General features: G+C 30.2%; 2 protein-coding genes. One reads left to right on the top strand and one right to left on the bottom strand.

Annotated elements, in window-relative coordinates; all coding sequences use genetic code 11:
* Nucleotides 1-148: 148 nt before the first annotated feature.
* Nucleotides 149-499, bottom strand: coding sequence for a hypothetical protein (locus BFA01S_RS21435; protein WP_066235663.1), 351 nt, complete (start codon nucleotides 497-499; stop codon nucleotides 149-151).
* 192 nt (nucleotides 500-691) lie between these two features.
* Here BFA01S_RS21435 and BFA01S_RS21430 point away from each other — a divergent pair, with 192 nt between their 5' ends.
* Entirely contained in the window at nucleotides 692-1,330 is a 639-nt protein-coding gene (locus BFA01S_RS21430) for an NAD(P)-dependent oxidoreductase (RefSeq protein ID WP_066235661.1), read from the top strand.
* The last annotated feature ends 452 nt before the right edge of the window (nucleotides 1,331-1,782 follow it).

Raw genomic sequence — 1,782 nt, 5'->3', positions numbered from 1 at the left:
AAAACCTAATCCGTTTTGGATTAGGTTTTTTTTATTTTACAAAATATAATTTTTATTAAAATATTTTTCTACTTCCCTTTGGTCCTTGTTTGTTATAGCTATATGGTGTGGTGAATAGAGCTTAGCAATATAGAAAACAGGCCATCATTCATAATAGAGAAAGCTGTTTTTCATTAAATCCCTTTCCGACGACATCAGTTCTATCCAAATCTACATAGACTACAAGATTTCCAGCAGAGTCAGTCTCAGTGCCGTTAAATGTAACAGAGTAAATTTTATTTTTCGTATAGTTTTTGTTAATGAGAGATGCTATATGGTTATTAACGGTTACTTTCTCCACAATAGAATCTTTGGGGCTTACTAGAATTAAGTTTGCTTCTTCATCTGTAAGACTTTCAAATGCAACCATCTCAAGAGGTAAATCATTTTTAGAATAAAATAATCCAGCTAAAGTCAGTGGTAAAATAATGAAGAGTAACATAAATCTTAGTTTCTCCAAAATAGTCATCTCCTTTTTGAGGTAGACGCTTATAGTTGGATATAAGTTACATTTTATTAGTGCTGCAATTCACCAAGGCTATGATGTCTTTTTCTAGATAATACATCTCTTGAAATTTAATGAAAAAATTCAATAGGAGAAATTCCTGAAACTTACAGGAGTTTCAATCGTATACTATTTTGGAGGTGTATTATGAAGAAGACCTATAAAATAGCTGTAATTGGAGGAACGGGGAAAGTCGGGCGTTATATTGCTGATATAGCATTACAAAAAGGCTATCAAGTCCGTATGCTTGTTAGAAATCCAGAAAGATTGGCACATAAAAATGATAGGATTGAGATCGTGAAAGGAGATATACAAGATCCAGAGTTAATTTATAAGCTATTAAAAGATTGCCAAATAGTTATTAATACATTTGGTCAGCCAGTTAAAGAGATACCAATGTACAGTGAGGTAACTGGCAATATACTTGAAATAATGAAAGAGTTGCAAATTAGTCGCTATATTGGCGTGACAGGTGGTTCTTTAACTATCAATGGAGATAAAAAGAGTGTTTTAAATAGAGCCGGTGCAAAGATGTTTGAAATTTTCTTTCCTAAAATGATGAAAGATAAGAAAAAAGAATGGGATATTCTTTTTCATAATAAACTGATTGAATGGACAATAATTAGACTTCCTTTTGTAGTAGATGGTTCTAGGACAGGCCATGTTAAAGAAGATCTCAAAAATATGCCAGGTACAAAAATAACTAATCAAGATATAGCAGCTTTTATCATAAATGAAATTGAAAATCAGGAATATATACATAAAGCACCATTTATTGCAAATTAATATAATTTTATCTAATCAGCTCTCATTATTATAAAGAACTGGCTATTGTATGTAAGTATGGAAGAAATGCATCATAGGCGGGATCAGCTGTCCTAAATAAAAATTATTGATTATTTAGACAATTTAAAAATGAGAGCTTTTAGAGATACTATTTGTCTTAAAGTATATTGAGAATTAAACTGTTTTTGGAAGATGAATCTATATAAAAATGATTGAGTGGAATTTTTCTTTAATATTTTGTTGACATCTAAAAGAAATGAGCGTAATATAGGAATTCCCCAGTGAGAGAAAATTATTTTAAAAATACTTTTTCTTTCAAAAAAGAATTTAGGGGTTTACAAGATTGCTTATTTATGATAAGATGTAATCCTGTCCTTAACGCAAACGAAATTATGCTAAAAAACAATTTCAAAAGAGTTATTGACAAGGGAACAAGAAAATGTTACGATGAT

This window comes from Metabacillus fastidiosus NBRC 101226 (assembly GCF_001591625.1).
In the GTDB taxonomy this organism is placed as follows: Bacteria; Bacillota; Bacilli; order Bacillales; family Bacillaceae; genus Metabacillus; species Metabacillus fastidiosus.
Note: the sequence above shows the minus strand (reverse complement) of the source record. Positions and strands in the feature narration are given on the sequence as shown.